At 44.2% G+C, this 17700-nt stretch carries 18 protein-coding genes, 1 tRNA gene and 1 pseudogene; 1 reads left to right on the top strand and 19 read right to left on the bottom strand.

The window, feature by feature from the left end; translation table 11 throughout:
- Positions 1 to 403 precede the first annotated feature (403 nt).
- Both ABFW99_RS00185 and ABFW99_RS00190 read right to left on the bottom strand, forming a co-directional pair.
- The gene (locus ABFW99_RS00185) at positions 404 to 949 is read right to left on the bottom strand and encodes a hypothetical protein (protein ID WP_440707380.1); all 546 of its coding nucleotides are present in this window, start codon (positions 947 to 949) and stop codon (positions 404 to 406) included.
- A 205-nt stretch (positions 950 to 1154) separates the two neighbouring features.
- Positions 1155 to 2138, bottom strand: a pseudogene (locus ABFW99_RS00190) (inositol-3-phosphate synthase); the annotation flags it as partial.
- Between the two features lie 199 nt (positions 2139 to 2337).
- Here ABFW99_RS00190 and ABFW99_RS00195 point away from each other — a divergent pair.
- On the top strand, positions 2338 to 3774 hold the full coding sequence (locus ABFW99_RS00195; protein WP_349355214.1) for a lipopolysaccharide biosynthesis protein: 1437 nt from the start codon (positions 2338 to 2340) through the stop codon (positions 3772 to 3774).
- On the opposite strand, the gene ABFW99_RS00200 is transcribed toward ABFW99_RS00195, so the two are convergent.
- From ABFW99_RS00200 to ABFW99_RS00280, 17 genes are all read right to left on the bottom strand, one after another.
- The gene (locus tag ABFW99_RS00200; protein ID WP_349355215.1) at positions 3775 to 4671 is read right to left on the bottom strand and encodes a sulfotransferase family protein; all 897 of its coding nucleotides are present in this window, start codon (positions 4669 to 4671) and stop codon (positions 3775 to 3777) included.
- A gap of 32 nt (positions 4672 to 4703) precedes the next feature.
- Positions 4704 to 5699, bottom strand: coding sequence for a sulfotransferase family protein (locus ABFW99_RS00205; protein ID WP_349355216.1), 996 nt, complete (start codon positions 5697 to 5699; stop codon positions 4704 to 4706).
- A gap of 28 nt (positions 5700 to 5727) precedes the next feature.
- Positions 5728 to 6903, bottom strand: a complete 1176-nt coding sequence (locus ABFW99_RS00210) for a CDP-glycerol glycerophosphotransferase family protein (RefSeq protein WP_349355217.1) — start codon at positions 6901 to 6903, stop codon at positions 5728 to 5730.
- Between the two features lie 32 nt (positions 6904 to 6935).
- Positions 6936 to 8486, bottom strand: coding sequence for a capsule assembly Wzi family protein (locus ABFW99_RS00215; protein WP_349355218.1), 1551 nt, complete (start codon positions 8484 to 8486; stop codon positions 6936 to 6938).
- 136 nt (positions 8487 to 8622) lie between these two features.
- A complete protein-coding gene (locus ABFW99_RS00220) occupies positions 8623 to 9210 on the bottom strand; it encodes an MlaC/ttg2D family ABC transporter substrate-binding protein (RefSeq protein WP_349355219.1) in 588 nt (195 codons plus the stop codon).
- A 14-nt stretch (positions 9211 to 9224) separates the two neighbouring features.
- Positions 9225 to 10610 (bottom strand): TolC family protein, encoded by a 1386-nt coding sequence (locus tag ABFW99_RS00225; RefSeq protein WP_349355220.1) that lies wholly within the window; start codon positions 10608 to 10610, stop codon positions 9225 to 9227.
- Between the two features lie 97 nt (positions 10611 to 10707).
- Positions 10708 to 10794 (bottom strand) — tRNA-Ser (locus ABFW99_RS00230).
- Entirely contained in the window at positions 10794 to 11690 is an 897-nt protein-coding gene (gene atpG / locus ABFW99_RS00235; RefSeq protein WP_349355221.1) for an ATP synthase F1 subunit gamma, read from the bottom strand. The genes ABFW99_RS00230 and atpG overlap by 1 nt, the downstream gene beginning before the upstream one ends.
- Positions 11691 to 11703: 13 nt before the next feature.
- A complete protein-coding gene (gene atpA / locus ABFW99_RS00240; RefSeq protein ID WP_349355222.1) occupies positions 11704 to 13314 on the bottom strand; it encodes a F0F1 ATP synthase subunit alpha in 1611 nt (536 codons plus the stop codon).
- 31 nt (positions 13315 to 13345) lie between these two features.
- Positions 13346 to 13894, bottom strand: a complete 549-nt coding sequence (gene atpH / locus ABFW99_RS00245) for an ATP synthase F1 subunit delta (protein ID WP_349355223.1) — start codon at positions 13892 to 13894, stop codon at positions 13346 to 13348.
- A gap of 10 nt (positions 13895 to 13904) precedes the next feature.
- A complete protein-coding gene (gene atpF / locus ABFW99_RS00250) occupies positions 13905 to 14417 on the bottom strand; it encodes a F0F1 ATP synthase subunit B (protein ID WP_349355224.1) in 513 nt (170 codons plus the stop codon).
- A 16-nt stretch (positions 14418 to 14433) separates the two neighbouring features.
- Positions 14434 to 14649 carry an ATP synthase F0 subunit C gene (atpE, locus tag ABFW99_RS00255; protein ID WP_255132016.1) on the bottom strand — a complete coding sequence of 72 codons (216 nt, stop codon included), beginning with the start codon at positions 14647 to 14649 and terminating at the stop codon, positions 14434 to 14436.
- Positions 14650 to 14691: 42 nt separating this feature from the next.
- Positions 14692 to 15651, bottom strand: a complete 960-nt coding sequence (atpB, locus tag ABFW99_RS00260) for a F0F1 ATP synthase subunit A (RefSeq protein ID WP_349355225.1) — start codon at positions 15649 to 15651, stop codon at positions 14692 to 14694.
- A gap of 119 nt (positions 15652 to 15770) precedes the next feature.
- Positions 15771 to 16157, bottom strand: a complete 387-nt coding sequence (locus tag ABFW99_RS00265) for a hypothetical protein (RefSeq protein WP_349355226.1) — start codon at positions 16155 to 16157, stop codon at positions 15771 to 15773.
- On the bottom strand, positions 16144 to 16371 hold the full coding sequence (locus ABFW99_RS00270; RefSeq protein ID WP_349355227.1) for an AtpZ/AtpI family protein: 228 nt from the start codon (positions 16369 to 16371) through the stop codon (positions 16144 to 16146). The genes ABFW99_RS00265 and ABFW99_RS00270 overlap by 14 nt, the downstream gene beginning before the upstream one ends.
- A 12-nt stretch (positions 16372 to 16383) precedes the next feature.
- Complete coding sequence (locus ABFW99_RS00275; RefSeq protein ID WP_349355228.1) at positions 16384 to 16821, bottom strand: bactofilin family protein; 438 nt, start codon at positions 16819 to 16821, stop codon at positions 16384 to 16386.
- 9 nt (positions 16822 to 16830) lie between these two features.
- Positions 16831 to 17688 carry a M23 family metallopeptidase gene (locus tag ABFW99_RS00280; RefSeq protein WP_349355229.1) on the bottom strand — a complete coding sequence of 286 codons (858 nt, stop codon included), beginning with the start codon at positions 17686 to 17688 and terminating at the stop codon, positions 16831 to 16833.
- Positions 17689 to 17700 lie beyond the last annotated feature (12 nt).

Consider the following 17700-nt stretch of genomic DNA (forward strand, 5'->3'; position numbering starts at 1 on the left):
AATGTAGGGTTTCAGGGATTGGCTTTATGGATCATTTTTATCAAACAAATTTAGCTACCAGGCTGTTTGAAACCGGGTAACAAGTTTAACGCAAAAACAGAACGTGGTTTTTCCGGCGGCCATTTTATGGTGCCTAAGCATGCTCCCTATGAGGCAATTGGTTACGCCTATTGACGACGGAGAAACATTGAATCAGCACACCCACACACACACCCACGCACACACACACGCGCCATGTTCCAGCACCAGCAGACGCCACCAGCACCACCACCACAAACCATCATCATCCATCTTTTCTTCTCTCCATGGAGTCTCCACCATCATCATGCCTGTGAGGCTCCAAACACTATATTTATTTCATTAAAATATATGTTTCACGAGATGCCATGGGTTTGCCATTCCATCACACCCACCACCACCACACACACACACACACACACACACACACACACACACACACACACACACACACACACACACACACCCACCCACACACCCCCTCCTCCACACCACCCACCACCACCCACCACACCCACCACCACCCCCACCACCCACCACCACACACACCACAATGTCCACCACCCACCACCACCACCACCACCACATCTCCACCACCACACCCCACCCCCACCCACCACCACCACCCACCCCACACCCCACCACCATGCCACCATCCACACTCACCACACCACCACCACCACCACCACCACCACCCCACCACCACCCACCCAACCCACCACCACCACCACCACACCCACCCACCCACACCCACCACCACCCCACCACCACACACCACCCCACCCACCACCCACCACCACTCCCACCCACCCACCCACCACACACCCACACACACACACCACCACCACCCCCACACACACACCACCACCACCCACCCACCACCCACCACCACTCCATCCACCCACACATACCTAAAATTAAATATTTTCATATCACCATGATACCAATAAAATCATGATTAACATGTCGCTTTTCATTTGCCGTTCTTCAAGTAAGTTAAACCATTCCAATAAATTCTGGCCCGCCTTCAGGCTTTGGAAGGTTGAATAAAAGGTGAGCAAGGTCCAGATCATAATGCAAACAGCACCAAAATTAGTTTCATCTCATTATCAATCCAGCAAAATGTCGAGCCATCACTTTGGCGGGTAGTAGTTGATTCGGACTTTGTGGTATAAATCTTTGTAGAGATCTTTGTAGGTATCGGGCTGTAAAATGGTATCAAGTACGCCAGACTTGGTTACTTCTTTTGATTTAAAGCTTTCCGGATCGTCCAACACTTCCCCGTCACGATTTCCTAAAATATTGGTTGAGAACCATCCTTTAATACCCAGCATTCGCGTTTTGAAACCAGGGGCTAAAATGGTTTTCATCAGGGTTTGTCCGGTTTTAAAGTCTTTACCGGCAATAGGAACTCCCTTCTCTTCTGCCAGTTGAGTTAAAGCAGGGTTATCAGCCGACAAGTTTGGAGCACCGTTAGCATAAGGAACGCCTTCCATAATGGCTGCGTAGGCATAGAGCTGAGAAGGAGCAATCGCCTCGTCATTTTCTTCCAGTCCTTTTTCAAAGGCTTCAATCGACATATGGCAAGCTGCCGGCGATTGATACACTTCGGTAGAACCACACCAAACCATGACGGCTCGGGATGCTCCGGTCTCTTTCATCCGGTTACGAATATCTTCGCGAAGCTGCTCGGCCAGGTCTTTCTTGGTTTTAAAGTCCTTCACATTAGGCCCGTCCAGCTTCTTCACATACTTTTGCTCAAAAGCGGCCGACATAGGCTCAATACTTTTCAGAAAGTCCGCAATAGGGTCAATATCCTGAGGCTTCAACACATTGGCGTGAACGCAGGCATCATAAACGTTATCGGGCTTTACATCCCACCCACCGAATGTCAGGTCTTCTAAGTTGGCAAGTGGTAAAAAATCTTTGATGAGCGGATTTCTGTTCTCAGACCGAGCTCCTAAACGGATGGTCTGCATCTGGGTAAGTGAACCGATTGGTTTGGACAATCCTTTTCGGATAGATTCAACACCTGCGATAAAGGTGGTGGCAACGGCTCCCATTCCCGGAGTTAAAACTAATAATTTCCCGTCTGCTGCTTTTGTGCTGTTATTTGACATTCGTAACTTTTTAGCTGAAAATTTTAATCCTTAAAGATAAAGAACTTGCTCAAGTTATGTTAGCACTTAATTAGTAATTCTCTAAGAATTTGATAACATCCCGGCTAATCCTTCATTTCAATTGCCTGAGCTACGCCCTATATTTGCTGACTCCATTTTTACAAACAAAAGCGACAATCCCTGATGATTATTCAAGATAATGAGTGAAAGTTCCTTTGCGCGAAGAGTAGCCTCCTCAGTGCTCTACAGTGGGGTTGGTTCGGTAACAGCACGTCTGCTGAATGCTGTGGCTCTTTTCTATACGCTTAAAGTTATTTCTGAGGAGCAGTTTGGGATTGCTGCACTTGCCCTCGCTTTTTTCAGTACCACCAAAGCCTTAACCGAACTGGGACTGGGAACTGCCCTGGTACAGGAAAAAAGAATCGGGCGCACACAAGTCGATTCGTTGTTCTGGATCAGCTTTCTGCTTTCGGTTGTTGTGTATGGAATTATTTATCTCGGTGCCCCTTTTGTTGCTTCTTTTTATGACACACCCGTGCTTTCTTCTATGATCCGGGTATACATGCTGGGTATCATCGCTTTCAGCTTTTATATGATATCAAGCAAGCTGATGATGCGCGACCTGGAATTCAAGAAGCTGGCCATCAGCGATAACGTGGCGCTGGCTTCATCGGCGGGTTTAATGATTTACCTGGCTTATACCGGGTGGGGAGCCTGGGCTATCATACTTGCTGAACTGGCAAATAAAGTGGGACAAATGGTGTTCTGCATGTTTTTCAAGCCTTACTTCCCCCGTTTTCATTACGATCACGGCAAGGTGAAACACCTCATCGAATTCGGAATGTTTACCACCGGCTCCAACTTCTTTCAGAAATTTTATATGAACGCGGATTACCTGATCATCGGTAAATTCTTCTCCATGGAGCTGGTCGGGATATATTCTTTTGCCTATCGCCTGGTATTTGATACCGTGAAGGAGCTTTCCAATGTAATTAACCGGGTTGCTTACCCTGCATTTGCCAAGCTGCAAAATCAGGTCCCTCGTCTTCGGAATTACTTCTTTACCATGTCGCGAGCTAGTATGCTTTTGGTGGGAACCGTCATGGTCATCATCGGCACGTATATAGACTGGTTCCTGCCCCTGGTGGGTTATGAAAAATGGATGGATGCCGTTCCCTACATGAGAATATTCGTAGCCGTGGGAATCATTCAATGCCTGGTTACCCTGCTTCCAAAACTCATTAACGCTAAAGGCGAAGCCCGTTTCATTTTCTATTTCACCACAGCAAATGCCATTCTGTTACCTGTCGGATTCCTCATTGCTTCTCAAATAAGCATGATGGCTGTTGCTCTCGTTTGGCTGACCGTCTATCCACTGGTTTCCCTGGTCATCATTTACTTCGGGGCTAAGCTCACCGAGACCAACGTCTGGAGGTTTGGATTGAAGAGTATCTCAGCTTTCGCCACTCTTATCCCGCTGGCCGGCTTTGCCTATGCTGTCAGGTACGGCATCACTACCTTTTATGGAGAAGCTACCATTGGAGCGGTTGCATTGGCGGCCGCCTTTGTTTTCAGCGTCACGGCATCTGTCATCTGGTTTCGTGAGAAAGATGCCATACAGGCTATCCGCAAGTAATCAGACCGTGAATTCGTAGTCTTTAAGGAAGTCGTATTTCTGACTGCGTTCTGCAACCTGATCAATCATCTCCTGTGGCCATTCAATCTTGGTGCGGCTCTTGGAAGGAGAATCAAATACTTTGGCTGCTGCTGCTTTGATGTAATCCTCATGCGGCTCAACCCCTAAAAATTCTACAAGCGTACGGAGTGTTTTCTCTGAATCCGAAATGAACTCTTCGTGGGTAAGCTCACACCACTCATTTTCAGCTACTTCTGATTTAAGTTTGGCATTCGCCTCCACCCTCTTAAAGTAACTGTCGATGGCCTCTTGCAGGCTTGGCTGTACCGACCATTTTCTTTTATGCGTAGCTATGTTATCCAAAGGATGGCGTACAATATGAATCAGTTTGATCGGAAGCTGAACTTCTTTCCTGAGCTTCTCAATGATGTCCGGTTTGGCTTGCAGGTGCCGGGATGAACCTCCGCCTTTTTTATCCCCAATGACCTTCAGGTTTCGAAACCGTCCCTGCCACAACCCTTCGATGGCGTAATCATAGCCGGTCCATTCGCGTCCTTTTCCGGTAAAAACCTTGTCTTTATGGAGAATCAGGCTGAAAATCTGTTCCCGGCTGAATCCGGCTCTCAGGTAGCGCAATGCATCCAGTTCATGGGAAATAACCACATCCGGGTGAGCGTCTAATAAAGAACCAACCAGTGTGTGTCCGCTGCGGGGGTAGCCAACGAACATGCAGTAGCACTCAATCTCATCATAATCCCACTTAAAGTGTGAGTTCATGATTTTACTTTTCACATAATCCCAGGGCATCCCAAGATCTGCACGGAGATCTCTGCGTTCGAAGCCAAGTACATCTGATAAAGCGGTTATTTGTTCACCAACTTTTTTGAATACCGCCATTTTCTTACCTAACTATCTGTTTTTTATTCGAATTAAAATTTGTTTGGATCCGTATAACCTTCCTTGCGGGCACCGGTTAAAGTGGCCCGAATTGAACGGCTGAAATCTAAGCATTGATAGAACAAGTTTTTGGAAAAGGACAAGGAATATTCACTTTTCCGGTATCCCATCTCTTCCAGCTTAGAACCGGCTGTACTTTCGACCAATGCAATCTGCCATGGTTTCAATGCCGACTTCCATTCTTCATTTTTGTTTTTTTGAATGGGTTTAAGGGTTCCCTTTTTCCAGGCTTTCTCACCTTCAGCGAACCCTTTTTCTTCCCTGTTGTAATACTCCATCATCTCCGGCTGAAAGTCCACTCCCAGAAAAACACAAATCCGCTTCAGCATTCCCTCAGAGTCTTCGATCAAATCCTGGTAGCGAAGCATCATGTATTGATCTTCGGGTAATTCGTTCTGTAGCTTCTGGTGCATCTCCACATATTCCCGCCAGCGTCGTGTTGTCACAAAAACGGAAGGAGAACCAAAATGAGCCTTTATCTCTGACCAGGCTGCTGCACGGGGATCGCGGAACATCGAAATTATTCTGGCCTTCGGATAGGCCTTAAGAATATCTCGAACCTGCATTATATGCCGGGGCGTTTTCTCCCCAACTATATTTTTATCTCTTTCCTTCCGGTACATGGATAACTGCAGGTTAAAAAGATCGGAAGGTTTGTTGATCTCTAATTCTTCCGACAGATTCAGTACTTTTTCTTTTTTCAGTCCAAGATCCCTGATTCGTGTTTTCTGATCATACCAAAAATCAAAAAGTTGTTTCCGGAAAGCTTCTTTATCCCCGCTTTTGTCATACTTTTGTTCGAGCACTGTAGCGGATTGAAAGAAATGGGTTTCCGGCGGAATTACAATTTCCCGGTGCGAACTGAGCATACTTTGTAGCAAGGTTGACCCGGACCGGCTGGTACCCACGATAAAAAATATTCGGTCTTTGGTTTGCTGAAGGTCACTTTGTGTGATCTGAATACTCAAGGGCTGATGGTGTGATTCATAGTTGAACTCAGTTCTCTTCTTCTACAAGATCTTTTATGGTATTCCAGATTCGCTCACAGTTTTTACCATCGGCCGAAAGCATGTGCTTATCTAAGTATTCGCGGGCTTTTTCTGCACAGCAATCCGGGTTTTCCAGCCCCTTTTGAATTTGATCCATCATGGCATCAAAGTTACGGGCCAGCATCCCTCCATTTTCTTCAGGGTCGTACTTCCAGATAAATTTTATGGAATCCACTTTTTTCTTTCGAATACCGAACAGGGTTTTGTTCAGCCACATAAACGACTCATCCTTACTTTTTACAGGATAGATGTGAACCGTTGGCCGTTGCGTTGCATAAAACAGGTTCGCAATGCTGCTGAAATTTGTAACCATAATATCCGCTACCTGCAGGTCCAGAAAATTATCGGGATGATGATCCTTAAACTTCAGAACGATGTTGTCGTACTTAGTTTCCAGGCTCTGGAGGAATTCAAGATAATGATGTTCAAACCGGTACGAATCGTGCAGCCGCAGAATTACATTTACCTGCTTTTCATTGAGGTCCGTAAGCAGCCGGTTGAATAGCTTATCCTCATCTCCCCAATGTGAAAAAACCTCTCCGTAATGCCAGGTTGGGGCAATCAATACGGTTTTCCTGTTTACCACATCAAAAGGGTAATAGGGCTGCAAATCCTCTTTCGGTACATCTTTCTGGAGATAATCGTGGCTGGCCGACCCAAGGTTAATGCAATTTTCGGGATGAAACCCACTCACTTCCGTCCGGTGTTTAAAATCGACTTTCCCAAAACTGGCCCATTTGATATCCGGGTTGGGCTCTTTCATGGTGCCCCAGGTCAGCTTAATATTGCGGTGAAGCCATTTGAATTCTTCTTCATCATTGGGCCCCTTCCAGCCGTAGCCGTGCCACAGTATCAATGCTTTGGGACTGAGCTTTCTAAGCGGAATGTTGTTATCCATAATGGTGATATCCGGATCGAAGCCCTTAATGCCCCGAATAAGTGCCATCTTGTTGGAATCGTACAGCTCAACATCAATATCCCAAAAATCGAATATTCCTTCCTGCTTAAACTTTTCTGCATCATCCAGCAACACTTTCACTTCCGAGTCGGTTTCTTCCGTGAGATACTTGGTAAAGCTCAGTAAGTCGGCACCAAAGGTGGTGGCGTAGATCAATACTTTCATAAATTGATTCTCAGCCGATTGTATTTAAATTTTCAGTTACTGCCATATAGCCCAAACCTAACGCCCGCTTTAAATATCGTTACCAACCTGCTGCGGGTTACCCCGCTTACATTGTTGTAATTAGCAATATGATTATATCCTGTATCCAGTTCAAACCAAAAGTTTGAGGAGGGCTGATAAAGCACATGCAGGCCGCCCCGAACTGTGTTTTCTACCTGTCCGGTTAGTATAATATCAATCACGCTGCCATCCAGGTTTTCTCTGTTAAATTCCTGATTGATAACCTGTTCACCTTTCATGTAATACGTCAGGTAAGGAGCTACTTTTAATCCCCTGAGATGCTGATCCAGGTAAAGTTCAGGATATGCTTTAATCTTTATATAATCATTAGTCGGAGTAGCTATGCCCCTGTTCATGTACAAATAGCGCCCTTCTGCTAAATCCGTGTTATAGGTTTGATACGCTACAGCTTCAAATTCAAGGTTCAAATCCGCACTGGTGTTTGTAAGAGCATAATTAAGGGAACTCAGGAAGGTAAAGGTGAAGGGCTCGTCTTTATCTTCGGTGTGTTGAAAATCATCGATCAGCAACTGACTATTCAGGGTCATATTGCTGAATTGAGCCCAAATCATTCCCCCTAATAACAGGTTATTTGTTTCATCCCAGGGAATATTGTCGGAAACAAATACATGCATCAGCAGCGGGTTGCTGTATTTCAAAGAGAGTCCGGTATTATGGCCGGAATAAAGTATGGCTTCAAAAAAGCTAAGCCGAAAGTTTTTGGTTGGATGGAAATTCAGCCGATGCATCGAGATAAACCGATTCTTATCGTCCGGATCTTCGGTGGTTCGTTCAACGAAAGTGCCATCCCCGGAAATATCATTTAACTCTCCGATGATACTTTGAAATGAGAAATACTTCCCCGACAAGCTGAACGTCAGATTATCGAAAGAACGAGCATTCGTACTGATGATGGAAGAGGCTTCTCCGTATTTCCCCCAATGGTGATTATAGCGGCCCAGCATAATCTTTATCCCGTCTTTCTGATACCCCAGGTAAGAATCTTCAGCCCGGATATACAATCGTTTTGCCGCATCAAACCCATCAGGGTCCTGGTCGTAGTAATAATCGTGGCGGAAAGAAAGCTGACCGGCAAAGTTCCCCTTTTCCATGTACCCGGTAACCGTGGCAGCAGGATATATATACAGATCCTGATTCAGGGGATCTACCACATCTAGCCGTTCGGTATCACTCAGCACGGGTGAAGGGGAAAACTCAAATCCTATTTCGTTATCATCACTCTGATTTAGCTCTACCCTTTCCTTTATCAGGTTCAACCAAACCTTCTCATTATGAGATAAGTGTTCTTCATTTATCCGGCTTATAGATTGCTTTACCTCTCCGTATGAATAAGGAAGCATGGTTGGGTCAAGATCCAGCATTTTGCCACGGTGCTGCAGTCGTTGGATGTATTCGTAGGAATAGTCTGAAAGAGTCAATACCCTGCCATCCTGAGCATATAGGCTTACAACAAGCAAAGAAAGAAACTTGGTGAGAAGAGCACCTTTTAATTTGTTGAGCATCAATAAATTAGGTAATGAATCTTTTGAACAGACTAAGTTAAATTACTCAAGAGTTTTTATGAAATGTATTTTTGGACCCTGCAGATTGTATGGCTTTGATACGACTGAAGCTGTTTATACCTACCCTTTCAGTTAATTAAGCCCGGGCTGCCCTTTTTCTTAAGCTTTCCAATAACGGTTCAAAACCTCTTTGATTGATAATGCGCTGAAACTGACGATTGTATGATGAAGCCGTAGATACATCATCAATTTCCATATCCACAATTACCCACTGTCCGTCCTGATACTCCATCTCATAATTAACCGGTGTACGCACATTTTCGAGCTGAGCGAGTGTTTCCACACGAGCTTCATCACCTTCTACCTGAATATCCTGATAGGTGACTTTTGCCCGATATATATCCAGCTTATTCAAAGACTGATCTCTCACGATGGTGGCAAATAGGTCAACGAATTCGGTTCTCTTGTCTGTTGAAATGGTATCGTAGGTTTCTTCAAGAGCTTCTTTGGCCATGGCTTCGAAGTTGATCACCCCGTTAATAATCTCTTTTAACTGCTGGCGCTGTTCATCGGTATATTCTGTGCCTTCCGGACCCACCAACTCTTTAATTTGTTCATCTCGTTCTTCCAAAAGCGAGCGTATATCTTCTGCTGTTTGTTGAGCAACCGCCGTTGACGTTAAAAATACACCTAATAGAATTACTTTAATGACCGTTTTTAACATATGCATTGTCTGAATCAGTTTGTTATTAGCGTAGTTAACGGAATTCCTGCCGATTTATTCAGTTTTGCGAGTGATGAATTATACTCAAAAATACGCTGCTTTAGTTGAAGCTTAAGCTCCAGTTCTTTGCGCATGGCATCGATCAGGTCTTTCACTTCACCCATACCAAAATCGTAGTCCAGTTGTTCCTGCCTCAGCCATCTCTTGGAGGTTACCAGCGCCTCATCGGTCTGTTCTACTTTTACATCCGCCAGAGATGCTTGCCGGTAATGGTTGTTAACCTCAAGCAGTATTCCATCTTTAGCTGCATCCTGTGCGTATGAAGCCTGTTTAAGTTTAATTTTACTTCGTTCGATATTAGCCCGGATGGAGAAAAAGTTGAGCTTTTGCCGGATCGTGAATCCAAATCCACCTGTAAAAAGGTTGGTACTATTCTGAATAAAAGGGTTCGACTGTCTTGGACGATTAGGTGTATTGGCAAAATTTACATAACCAGCCAGGTACAATCCGGGCAAATTCTGTTTCTTAAGAGAAGTGATATAGGTTTCAGTAGCTTCCTCTCCTGCTTTCAGGGCCTTAAGTTCAGCGCGGTTATTAAATGCAGCGTTTTGATAAAAATCGACCGGTTCAATATTGGCACCCACCGGATCAAGAAACCTGACCTGAGGCTCAAACACATTACCCTGTTCGTTTCGAAGCACATAATTCCAGGTTTCTTTTACGAAGTTCATATTCTCGTGAACTTCTGCCTTCTGAATTTCAAACTCCGATTTATAGATCTCAAACTTGAAAACCTCAGATTCATCCAGGCTGCTATCTCCCTCTTCTTTCATTTCGTTGATCTGTCGCTCAATCTGATTCACCTTACCCTGAGCTTCTTCCAGCAACCGTTCAATTTCCATAGCCAATACATAGCTGAAATATAAGTCGAACAGTCTTAATTCCAGATCGGCTTGCTTAGCATCGAAACTATACTGAGCAGCTTCAGCTCCCAGTTTTGCGGCTTCAACTGCCTTATTGATAGCACCCCAGGTAAATACCGGCTGTACCGCTGATAGCTGAAACTTTGTGTATATGGCCCAATCATTCCAGTTATTACGGAGGTTGGGATCCAGGTAATACTCATCTTCCTGCAGATCCGTTCTGTCACTTTCTATACCCGGAACGAGTCCATGCTGTGTATCTAACCTCAAATTTGGAACAATGCGCTGTGCTTTCGCCTGCTTAATCTGGTTCTCAGCAATTTCCACATCCTGTTGCTGATACTTGATCTGCCCTGAATTATCCAAAGCCCTATTCAGAAAGGTATTAAAATCAATTTGAAGAGTATCCTGAGCAACACTCATTGAGCTGAAGGCAAACAAGAAAGTAATAAGCGATAAAAGAATTCGTGCTGTCATATTAATTTGTTGGTTTGAGGCGTAAACGCATGCACGATGATATTATTTAAAACCCATTATATAAAACAGAAATAGCCCCAAAAGGGGCTATTTATTGCGGAGAGCGAGGGATTCGAACCCCCGGAGACCGTGAGGCCTCAATGGTTTTCAAGACCACCGCATTCGACCACTCTGCCAGCTCTCCTAATTTTCACTCAGTGCTTGCGCACCGGATACAATCTCAGAAATTTCTGTTGTAATCGCACTTTGTCGGGCCTGGTTGTACTCAAGGCGTAAGTCGCGTTCAAGTTCTTTGGCATTTTCGGTTGCACTGTCCATTGCGGTCATTCGTGCACCCTGCTCCGAAGCATTCGACTCAAGTACGGCTCGCCATAGCTGCATGTTTAAATGCAAAGGCAACAATCGATCTAATATTGCCTGCGAATTCGGCTCGTAAAGGTAATCAATAGCTTGCTTAGATGCATTATCAGAATCGCTTTTTGTGATATCCTCTGTATCTATGGGAAGTACCTTCTGAACTTTACGATTCTGTGCAATCACAGACTTAAATTCGTTGTAAGCGATATATACTTCGTCAAAATCGCCATCCACAAATTGTGCCGTAGCTGCTTCCATTATTCTTGATGTGGCATCATACTGGATGTCATCAAAAAAGCCGGGTAAGCTGCTAGTTACTTTATATTTTCTCTTTTTGAAGTGAGCCGTAGCTTTCTTTCCAATGGTAACCAATGATAATGTTTTATTATCCAGATACTTTTGGAAATCGTTGTGCAAACGATTCTCTACTTCTTTAAAAAGATTATTGTTGAATCCACCGCATAATCCCCGGTCGGATCCCACAACGATAAAAAGTACATTTTTTACTTCTTCGGGTTTACGCATTACCGGATTTGTAGCATTGCTGTTTTCAGCAAGCCGCCCTGCAACTTCTTCAATCTTAGATGCATAAGGCCGCGTTTGGGTCATGCGGTCCTGCGCTTTTCTAAGCTTGGCAGCAGCTACCATTTTCATAGCTTTGGTAATCTGCTGCGTGTTATTTACAGATGATATCCGGTTTCGTATGTCTCGAAGATTCGCCATCTATGCTAATTCTTTAGTTGGTTGCTGTAACCTGGTCAATTACGGATTCCGCTACTTCGATAAGCTGGCTGCCAAAAGTGTCATCTAAAACACCGCTTTGTGCCAATTTACCCATCTCATCTTCATACTTGATGCCAATGGTTTCCAGATACTGACTTTCGAATTCTTCAATTTGCTCTACAGCAAGTTTATCAAGCAGACCTTCATCATTAACTTTCAGAAGTGCGATTTGCTGCTCTACCGGAAGCGGCTGGTACACATCCTGCTTAAGCAGTTCTACCGTACGCTCTCCTTTACGAAGCTGCGCCTGAGTAGAAGCATCCAGATCAGAACCGAACTTGGCAAAAGCTTCCAGCTCACGATACTGAGCAAGGTCAAGCTTCAGTGTACCTGAAAGTTTCTTCATTGATTTTACCTGAGCAGATCCACCTACACGGGATACCGAAGTACCAACATCGATAGCCGGGCGAATACCCTGGTTAAATAAATCCGTATCCAGGAAGATCTGCCCGTCAGTAATAGAAATTACGTTAGTCGGGATGTAAGCAGATACGTCACCGGCTTGCGTTTCAATAACCGGGAGCGCTGTCAGAGAACCACCGCCTTTTACTTTTGGCTTCAGTTCGTCGGGGATGTTATTCATCTCCCCTGCTACTTTATCATCATTAATGATCTTAGCAGCACGCTCCAGAAGTCGGCTATGCAGGTAGAATACATCACCCGGGTACGCTTCACGGCCCGGAGGACGCTTCAGCAACAGGGAAAGCTCACGGTAAGCTACCGCTTGCTTGGAAAGATCATCATAAATTACAAGTGCGTGTCGACCGGTATCGCGGAAGTACTCTCCAATGGTAGCACCGGCAAACGGGGCAATGTAACGCATAGGAGCAGAAACACTGGCCGGAGCAGCAACAATAGTGGTGTAATCCATAGCACCATTTTCTTCCAATACCTGGCGAATGTTTGCTACCGTAGATCCTTTTTGTCCAACAGCGACATAAATACAATGAACAGGTTTGTCAGAATCCTGCGTTGCCTTCTGGTTGATAATGGTATCAACGGCTACAGAAGTCTTTCCGGTTTGGCGGTCACCGATAATCAACTCACGCTGTCCACGGCCAATCGGAATCAAAGAGTCAATGGATTTCAGTCCGGTTTGAAGAGGTTCCTTTACCGGCTCACGGTAAATTACACCCGGGGCTTTACGTTCAAGTGGAAGACGGATGGTTTCTCCGCTTACGGCACCTTTACCGTCAATAGGATTACCAAGAGGATCAATCACACGACCAAGCAGGCCTTCACCTACGTTGATAGATGCAATATCATTGGTACGTTTAACGGTATGCCCTTCCTGAACAGCACTTGATGCACCGAAGAGTACGATACCAACGTTATCTTCCTCCAGGTTAAGTACCATTCCGGTTACGGGTTCGCCTTCTTCATTTTTTGAATCCGGCAGTTCAACCAATTCACCGGCCTGCACTTTAGAAAGCCCATACACACGAGCGATACCGTCACCTACTTCAAGTACGGTACCCACATCGTAGGTATCAGCTTCGTTGTCAAAGCCTGATAATTGTTTTCTTAATATGGCTGAAACTTCGTCTGGTCTGACTTGACTCATTGTAATCTAAGATTAATAAAACTGTTTTAATTTATTCCGTTGCTGTATTCAGGAATACATCTTCAAGCTGTTCCAATTTATGCTTAATGGTACCATCAATAACTGTATCAGCTATTTTTACGGCCATACCGCCTTTCAGGTCTTCCTGCACTTTAACTGTGATGTTCACCTTTTTGCCGGTAACATCCTCCAGTTTTTTTATAACCTGCTCTTTTTGCTTGTCGTCCATTTTGTTGGCAACAAACACTTCTGCTTCCAGAATACCTGCAAACTCATTGTAGATATCAATGAAAGCATGAGTGATTTCATCAAGAATATTCTGACGATTTTTACGTGCAATCAGAGTGATAAACTTGTACACCAATTCGCTTACTTTTCCTTCGAAAAGAGCTTCCAGTGCATTTACCTTTTTATCTGGCTTGATGATCGGGCTCTTCAGGAACAACTGCAGTTCGCGCGAATCCTCGATGGTGTCCTTAATAACCTGAACATCTTCGAAGGTGCGTTCTACCGCGTCCTGTTCTTTAGCGAGCTCTAAAAGTGCAGTGGCGTAACGGCGTGCCGCTTTAGATACCAGCATTTATAATTGGTTAATTTTTCGGAAGGTCGGATAGAAAACTATCCACCAGCTTGTTATTCTTTTCAGTATCAAGCTCTGAGTCGATGATGATAGAAGCAGATTTTACGGCAAGTTTTGCCACTTCTTCTCTCAATTCCACCAAAGCTTGTTTCTTTTCTTGCTCAATAGAAGTTCTGGCCTGCTCAATCATCTGATCGGCCTCTTCTTTCGCTTTCTTGATGCGTTCGGAGCGAATTAATTCCGCCTCTTCAGCAGCTTCTTTACGAATCTGCTGTGCTTTTACTTCAGCTTCCCGAAGAGCTTTCTCGTTATCCTTAGAGATTTGCTCGGCTTTCGCCAGGGCTTTCTCTGCAGACTCCAAGGAGTCTTTAATTTTAGACTCTCGCTCTTCAAGCGCTTTCATAATAGGGGGTACTGCATATTTTGACATCAACAGGATGAAAACAACCATAGTGATGGCAATCCACCAGGCAAACCCGGTGTTAAATGAGAGTAACCCCCCTCCGCCTGCTAAAAGTAGCATAGAGTTTATCACGGTATTAACCCAAGAAGATGATCAGTGCACAAATAACCGCACAGAAGAGAGCAACACCCTCAATAAATACTGCCGTTAAAAGCATAGCACCTCGGATATCTCCGGAAGCTTCAGGCTGACGTGCAATACTTTCTGTGGCGGCTTTACCGATCATTCCGATACCAAGTCCGGCACCAATTGCTACGATTCCTGCTCCAATACCTGCTGCTAAAAGTCCCATATTTCTTTTGTTTTGTTTTAGTTGATTATGGTTTTTTTAAGTTCAATTTGCTTGTTCAGCAATATGCTCTGCGTGATATCCTTCCTCATCATGCGCATGATCTTCGGCAGCCATACCAATAAATACGGCTGAAAGAATGGTAAATACATACGCCTGCAGCAAGGCCACAAAAGCCTTTAGAAAATACAATGCTGCGGTCAGAGGTACGGATAACAGACCTGCCATCCCATAGGCCCCACCAGGGCCAAAGAGATCAGCAAAAATGAAGATCAACCCGAGAATCGCGATAATCATCATCTTTCCTGATAACATGTTGGCAAAAAGTCGAATTGCGAGAGCGAAAGGCTTGGTAAACAATCCAAGAATTTCGACCGGCGTTAAAATTAAACGCGTCCAGCCCGGCACGCCCGGAAACCAGAATACGTGTGCCCAGTGATCTTTGGTTCCACTGAACTGGGTAATAAAAAAGGTAATGGTTGCCAGAGTAGCTGTTACGGTTAAATCAGCTGTTGCGGTTGCCGCCCACGGTAACAAGCCAAACAGGTTCATAAAGGCAATCCCCATAAAAATGGAGAACAGGTATGGCACGTACTTTTTGTATTTGTCGTCACGAATATTGTCTTTGGCAATATTATCACGAACAAATTCAAAAAGGATTTCAAAAATATTCTGGAAGCTTCCTTTAGGTTCGGTATCCCGCCCTATTCCCTTTTTATACTTCCGCGCCATAGAAATGGTAATCCAAAGTACAAGCAACACACTTATCCAAAAGTACATAAGGTGAGAAGTAATAGAGAAATCGACCTTAATACTCCCGCCATTGGCCGGAACAATTGCACCGGCTTCAGACATCATAAACTCATCAGCAGCTTCGGCTTTTTTGGTTGAGCTATAAAAACTTAATTGTGACTCGCCGGATGCATCTTCCCAATAAAAAATGCGGGGCAGATAGACTTTACCAAATGGCGTCTTAAAATAATCGTGATCAAGAACGGTACCCATTACATCGATTATCGGCTCATCACTACCTTCCGCCTGGTCGGCCGCAAAAGTGTTTGAGGTGCTAATACTTAAAAATAAAAGAGTTAAGAAAACTCGACGCAGGGTTTGAATCATTGTCTTTAACTGCCGCTCTTTTGAAGAATTTTGTTAATAAAAATCATTTCCGTTACAGATTGGCAAAGATAGGAAATTATGAAACTAACTGTAAAGTAGATTTCATCAATTTTTGTTACTCCAAGCAAAATTCCGAACAAAATGAGCACTAACAGAAAGCGGATGGCTGTAGAGAAGAAAAATATTTTAATAAAGGTAGAGGTTTTGGTCTCTCTGAAGGTGTCAAATATCCATGCGCTGCTGATCACAAACACGGAGCTGAGCATAGAACCGGTTAACACGGCTACCCCTTCCGTTTCCCCTACCGCAAAGAAGCCACCTGAAACCAAAATCAGAAATGCCGAAACCAGTGAAGTGCTTTTTACGACACTCCGGCCATTATTTTCTATCATTATCCTGTTGATTTAGCTTTTTAGCTATTCGTGCAATCATCAACCCGAAGTTAACCATACCAACCAATACCCCGGTTAAAGTAAGCCAGGGCGTCAGTTCAAAATATTGGTCAAGGTAATACCCGCCTACTATGGGCAGCGCCATGGAAACGGCAATTTCTAACCCAAGGCCTACATATTCAGCGTATTTGTCGGGCAGCAGGTTGTGAAGCAATTATTTAGCAGTTCAGGATTTAACTTTAGTATCGCCGGCGTAATCAGCATCACTTTTTTGGGAAAGCGATTTGGCATCAGATCCCATACGGCAGGAGCCGTTAATCTGAGCACCTTCTTCTACAATCAGGGTTTTGGTGTAGATGTTTCCGTCAATAATGGCACTCTCTCTCAGGGTAAGCTTATTCGATACTTTTACTTCTCCTTCTACCCGGCCGGCAATGTCTGCATCGGAAGAAGTGATATTTCCGATAATCTTACCATTCCCGGTTACAATTAATTTTCCTTTTGAAACCGCTTCCCCATCAATGACTCCGGCTATGCGAATGTCGGTCTGAGAATTGAGATCTCCTTTCAGCTTGGTGCCCTCACTCAGGATGTTAACCGCCGGTGAGTGGTTCGAATTCTCAGAAACGTTATTAGTACTTGTAGATTTTTTTGAATTTAGCATAACTCGATTTTATTTGATTAAATAGACTTCCGGATTTTGAGGTACCCCATTTTTCCAAATTTCAAAATGGAGATGCGGCCCTGTGCTTAATACCCCGGCATTTCCAATTTCGCCAAGAATATCACCTTTTAAAACAAGGTCGCCTTCCTTCTTATTTAATTTAGAAAGGTGCTTATACGTTGTAACCACACCTTCGCTGTGTTGCACGGATATTACATATCCATTGTTAATTGTCCAACTACTATTAAAAACAGATCCATCAGCAATGTTTATGACAGGTTCGTTGTTTTTTGTGGCGATGTCTAAGCCATAATGTTCATCATCGGGTAAATAACCCCGGGTTAATGACCCCTGAACCGGATACTTGGCCGGGAAATCCGGTGCTGTTTTAGAAACATTGGAAAATAAGACTTCATTCTGGCTGAGCCGGTTGAATTGTCCGGCTTCATCAAAGTTTATAAAATCAGAATTCTGAAAAGGATCGTTGGGGTCAAACAAATTATCAAAGCGCTCATCCATCGCCAATGTGGTGTCAATACTCAGCCGTATGATGTTCTTCATTTCCCGAAGCTGCAAGTCGCGCTGACGAAGAGAATCTTCCAGAGCAATGGCTTTTTCGGTTACTTCCAAAATCTGAGCCCGGATTTCAGCATCATCGGTACTGTATAACAGCCCTCCCAGTGGAGTCAACATAAATACAAGCGCTACAAAAATAGCAAACACAGTGGATATTCCCAGTATCATACCAAACAAACCGTTAGGATACACCTTATAGGAATTATCCTCATCGGGCTTGGAGTCATCCAGCAAAATGACCGTGATTTTCTTCTGTCGCTGTTCAAATAATTTTTTAAGCAGATCTATCATTGCTTTCCAAGT

This window comes from Gracilimonas sp. BCB1, from assembly GCF_040117685.2.
Lineage (GTDB): Bacteria > Bacteroidota > Rhodothermia > Balneolales > Balneolaceae > Gracilimonas.

What these genes read in the sequence shown, in the direction of transcription:
- ABFW99_RS00265 (WP_349355226.1), bottom strand. Translation starts at nt 16,157, where the DNA reads ATGATAGAAAATAATGGCCGGAGTGTCGTAAAAAGCACTTCACTGGTT.
- atpB (WP_349355225.1), bottom strand. Translation starts at nt 15,651, where the DNA reads ATGGGTACCGTTCTTGATCACGATTATTTTAAGACGCCATTTGGTAAA.
- ABFW99_RS00220 (WP_349355219.1), bottom strand. Translation starts at nt 9,210, where the DNA reads ATGTTAAAAACGGTCATTAAAGTAATTCTATTAGGTGTATTTTTAACG.
- atpE (WP_255132016.1), bottom strand. Translation starts at nt 14,649, where the DNA reads ATGGGACTTTTAGCAGCAGGTATTGGAGCAGGAATCGTAGCAATTGGT.
- atpA (WP_349355222.1), bottom strand. Translation starts at nt 13,314, where the DNA reads ATGAGTCAAGTCAGACCAGACGAAGTTTCAGCCATATTAAGAAAACAA.
- ABFW99_RS00195 (WP_349355214.1), top strand. Translation starts at nt 2,338, where the DNA reads ATGAGTGAAAGTTCCTTTGCGCGAAGAGTAGCCTCCTCAGTGCTCTAC.
- atpG (WP_349355221.1), bottom strand. Translation starts at nt 11,690, where the DNA reads ATGGCGAATCTTCGAGACATACGAAACCGGATATCATCTGTAAATAAC.
- ABFW99_RS00200 (WP_349355215.1), bottom strand. Translation starts at nt 4,671, where the DNA reads ATGGCGGTATTCAAAAAAGTTGGTGAACAAATAACCGCTTTATCAGAT.
- ABFW99_RS00280 (WP_349355229.1), bottom strand. Translation starts at nt 17,688, where the DNA reads ATGATAGATCTGCTTAAAAAATTATTTGAACAGCGACAGAAGAAAATC.
- atpF (WP_349355224.1), bottom strand. Translation starts at nt 14,417, where the DNA reads ATGCTACTTTTAGCAGGCGGAGGGGGGTTACTCTCATTTAACACCGGG.
- ABFW99_RS00225 (WP_349355220.1), bottom strand. Translation starts at nt 10,610, where the DNA reads ATGACAGCACGAATTCTTTTATCGCTTATTACTTTCTTGTTTGCCTTC.
- ABFW99_RS00275 (WP_349355228.1), bottom strand. Translation starts at nt 16,821, where the DNA reads ATGCTAAATTCAAAAAAATCTACAAGTACTAATAACGTTTCTGAGAAT.
- atpH (WP_349355223.1), bottom strand. Translation starts at nt 13,894, where the DNA reads ATGCTGGTATCTAAAGCGGCACGCCGTTACGCCACTGCACTTTTAGAG.
- ABFW99_RS00210 (WP_349355217.1), bottom strand. Translation starts at nt 6,903, where the DNA reads ATGAAAGTATTGATCTACGCCACCACCTTTGGTGCCGACTTACTGAGC.
- ABFW99_RS00215 (WP_349355218.1), bottom strand. Translation starts at nt 8,486, where the DNA reads ATGCTCAACAAATTAAAAGGTGCTCTTCTCACCAAGTTTCTTTCTTTG.
- ABFW99_RS00185 (WP_440707380.1), bottom strand. Translation starts at nt 949, where the DNA reads ATGAAAATATTTAATTTTAGGTATGTGTGGGTGGATGGAGTGGTGGTG.